This is a genomic window from Streptomyces sp. NPDC059567 (assembly GCF_042735655.1).
GTDB lineage: Bacteria > Actinomycetota > Actinomycetes > Streptomycetales > Streptomycetaceae > Streptomyces.
Window position 1 is genome coordinate 1 of the sequence record NZ_JBHWBS010000169.1, and the last position, 3,193, is coordinate 3,193.

The 3,193-nt window shown below is 73.9% G+C and carries 4 protein-coding genes; 1 reads left to right on the forward strand and 3 read right to left on the reverse strand.

Translation table 11 applies throughout. The annotated features are described in order from the left end of the window. On the reverse strand, window positions 1-467 hold a 467-nt coding region (locus ACFVZW_RS36210; protein WP_384530735.1), incomplete at its 3' end, for a DUF402 domain-containing protein. Beyond that, window positions 448-1,368 (reverse strand): GNAT family N-acetyltransferase, encoded by a 921-nt coding sequence (locus tag ACFVZW_RS36215; RefSeq protein WP_384530737.1) that lies wholly within the window; start codon window positions 1,366-1,368, stop codon window positions 448-450. The genes ACFVZW_RS36215 and ACFVZW_RS36210, both read right to left, overlap by 20 nt. Before the next feature lie 73 nt (window positions 1,369-1,441). Here ACFVZW_RS36215 and ACFVZW_RS36220 point away from each other — a divergent pair, with 73 nt between their 5' ends. Next, on the forward strand, window positions 1,442-1,816 hold the full coding sequence (locus ACFVZW_RS36220; protein ID WP_384530738.1) for a GntR family transcriptional regulator: 375 nt from the start codon (window positions 1,442-1,444) through the stop codon (window positions 1,814-1,816). 109 nt (window positions 1,817-1,925) lie between these two features. On the opposite strand, the gene ACFVZW_RS36225 is transcribed toward ACFVZW_RS36220, so the two are convergent. Beyond that, complete coding sequence (locus ACFVZW_RS36225; RefSeq protein WP_384530740.1) at window positions 1,926-3,059, reverse strand: DUF5925 domain-containing protein; 1,134 nt, start codon at window positions 3,057-3,059, stop codon at window positions 1,926-1,928. Between the last annotated feature and the right edge of the window lie 134 nt (window positions 3,060-3,193).

The window sequence follows — 3,193 nt, forward strand, 5'->3', positions numbered from 1 at the left end:
GCCCCGCGCGCGCCCCCCCCTCGCCGCGCTGGCGGGCCCCCGCCCGGGACCGCGCAGGCCGCCGCCTCCGGGTCGGCGGCGGCGAGGCCACTGGCCTCGAACTCGTCCTCGTCGAGCCGCAGCACCTCGCTGCCGTCCGCCGACACCCACAGATCCAGGTCAAGGTCCTCGACCACGACCTCGGCGCCGTCGATCACGGCCGGCCGGGTGACATCGCAGTACCAGCCCTTGAGCGTCCCGTCGGCGGAACGGACCTCCTTGACCGCGTACCAGCGGTCGCGCCAGTAGTGCTCCACGAACACATCGCCCGGCTCGAACCGTACGAAGCCGAAGTCCCGCACCCCGTCGGCCGCCCACGGAGCCCGGACCGACAGCCGGGTGCCGTCGTCGGCGAGGACCCCGGCGGGATAGCGGATCTTCGTGCGACCCGCCTTCACGAGCACGACCTCAACCGAGCGTGCGGGCATGACGTACCTCCGTTGCGCAGATGCCGTAGCCGAACCACTTGTTGATCGCCAGCATCGGCTCGTTGCCGGCGTCGTTCCCGGTGAACGCCTCCGTGCAGCCGGCCGCCCGGGCCCGGTGCAGGGAGTGGTTCTTGACGAGCTTGGCCAGCCCCCGCCCGCGGAAGGCCGGGTCGGTGCCGGTCATCCCGGAGTTGTACCGCCCCTGGCCGTCGGTCTGGGCGGCGCTGAAGGCGGCGGGACGGCCGTCGACGACCGCGACGGTCGTCAGCTCGGGGTCGAGCAGCGGATGGTTCCAGGTGCTCGCCAGCCAGTGCTCGTAGTCCGTCAGCTCGGCGCCGACATCGCCGGGCTCGTCGGCCGTGGTCAGCGCGTCGAGCACGAACAGCGGACGGGGGTCGGCGGCGAACTCGGTGGCGGAACGCAGTTCGACACCGGCCGGCGGCTCCTGGAGCGGCGGCAGGTCGGCGGAGGTCAGGTCGAGGCGGAGGAAGTGCGCGGAACGGCGGGCCGTGTACCCGTGCCGCTCGGCGAAGGCGCGGAACGCCGGCTCGTCGAGCACCCAGCTGTAGAGCGTGGTCGCGCCGTGCTGCGCGAGGTGCTCCTCGGAGGCCCGCACCAGCAGTGTGCCGGCGCCGAGCCCCCGCTTCTCCGGATGGACGTAGACGTTGACCGAGCCGACACCGGCCTCGGGTGCGTCGTGCGCGATACGGAGCTGGGAGGTGCCGACGATCTCCCCGTCGACCTCGGCGACCAGCGGACGCGCATGCGCGTCGGGGTGGGAGTGGGCCCAGTCGAAGGCCACCTGGGCGGCGTTGGCCAGCATGAACGGGATGGCGGCGCGCCGGACGCGGGCGAAGCCCTCGGCGTCCTCGGGGCGTACATCACGGACGATCACAGTCATGGTGTCGCACGGTACGGGCCGAAGTGGCGCGGCCGCCTCCCCATTTCCCCGGGGGCGGGGGCAGAATCGGGCCGTGACATTGCGAATCACCGTGGACACGGACTCGTCGACCGCCCCTTACGAACAACTGCGCGCCCAGATCGCGAAGCGCGCCCGCTCCGGCGCCCTGCCGGTCGGCTACAAGCTGCCGACGGTACGCGGCCTGGCGGAGGAGCTGGGCCTCGCGGCGAACACGGTCGCCAAGGCGTACAAGTCGCTCGAGGCGGACGGGGTGATCGAGACGCGGGGCCGCAACGGCACGTTCGTCGCGGCGGCGGGCGACGCGGCGGAGCGCCTGGCGGCGTACGCGGCGGCGACGTACGCGGCGGAGGCGAGGCGGCTGGGCCTGACCCGCGAGTCCGCGGCGTCAGCGGTGACGGACGCGTTGCGGGCGGCGTACGGAAGCTGATCCCGCTGGGGCTCCCGCGGGGCGAAGCCGGGGAGGGGCGTGCCCACCCGTCCCCCTGAGACTTCGCCCGGGGGAGCCAAGTGGGGCGATCGCCCACGACGGGACCGCTCTACAGGTACATCCCCGCATCCGGGGTCCGGGGCTCCGGGAGCCCGGGGGCCGACGTGCCACGGCGCAGGGCGTACAGCTCGGCCAGCGTCGCACCGTCGTGCGGAACCCCCTCCTCCGTGCCCAGCCACCCCACCGCCTCACGACGGGTCAACCCGCCCACCTCGATCCGTGCCAGGCACCGCCCCGGGCGGACGACCGCCGGGTGCAGCCGCTCCAGGTCCTCGTTGGTGGTGACGCCGACGAGGACGTTGCGGCCCTGGCCGAGCAGCCCGTCCGTCAGGTTCAGGAGCCGGGACAGCGCCTGGCCCGCGGTGTGCTTCGCCTCGCCGCGGATCAGCTCGTCGCAGTCCTCCAGGAGCAGCAGCCGCCACCGGCCCTTCGCCGTGCCCTCGTCCTCACCGATCGCGATGTCCATCAGATATCCGACGTCGTTGAAGAGCCGCTCCGGGTCCAGGACGCAGTCCACCTGGCACCAGTCCCGCCACGACCGGGCGAGCGTGCGCAGCGCGGACGTCTTGCCCGTCCCGGGCGGCCCGTGGAGCAGCAGCAGCCGACCCGCGATGTCGTCCGGGGTGACCTTCATCAGCCGGTCCATCTGCTCGGCGACCGGCGCCGTGTAGTTGGGCCGGATCTCCTCCCACGTCCCCGCGCTGATCTGACGGGTCGTACGGTGCGGGCCGCGCCGCGGCGAGACGTACCAGAAGCCCATCGTCACGTTCTCGGGCTGCGGCTCGGGCTCGTCCTTCGCCCCGTCCGTCGCCTCCTTGAGGACCTTCTCCGCCAGCTCCGCCCCGGTGGCCGTGACGGTGACGTCCGCGCCCCGGTTCCAGCGGGAGACCAGCAGGGTCCAGCCCTCGCCCTCGGCCAGCAGGGCGCTGCGGTCGTCGTCCTTGGCGGCGCGCAGCACCTTCGCCCCGGCGGGCAGAAGCGTCGCGGCGGGCTTCACCCGGTCCAGGGTGGTGCTGTGGGAGTGGGGCTGCTCGCCGGTCGCGAAGCGGCCGAGGAACAGCGCGTCGACGACGTCGGCGGGTGAGTCGCTGTCGTCGACGGTGAGCCGCATCGGCAGTGCTTGCTGCGGCTCGGACGGCGGCATGGTGGCAGACATGACGGCCATGATCCGGCAATCGGGCATTCCGTGCACGGTGTTTTGAACGGGACGATCCCGCGGGGGGCGGCGGTGGGGGGCGCCGCGGCCCCCCCGGGGGCGTCCCGGTGGCCGCCCGCCCCCCCCCCGCCCCCCCCCCCCCCCCCCCCCCCCCCCCACCC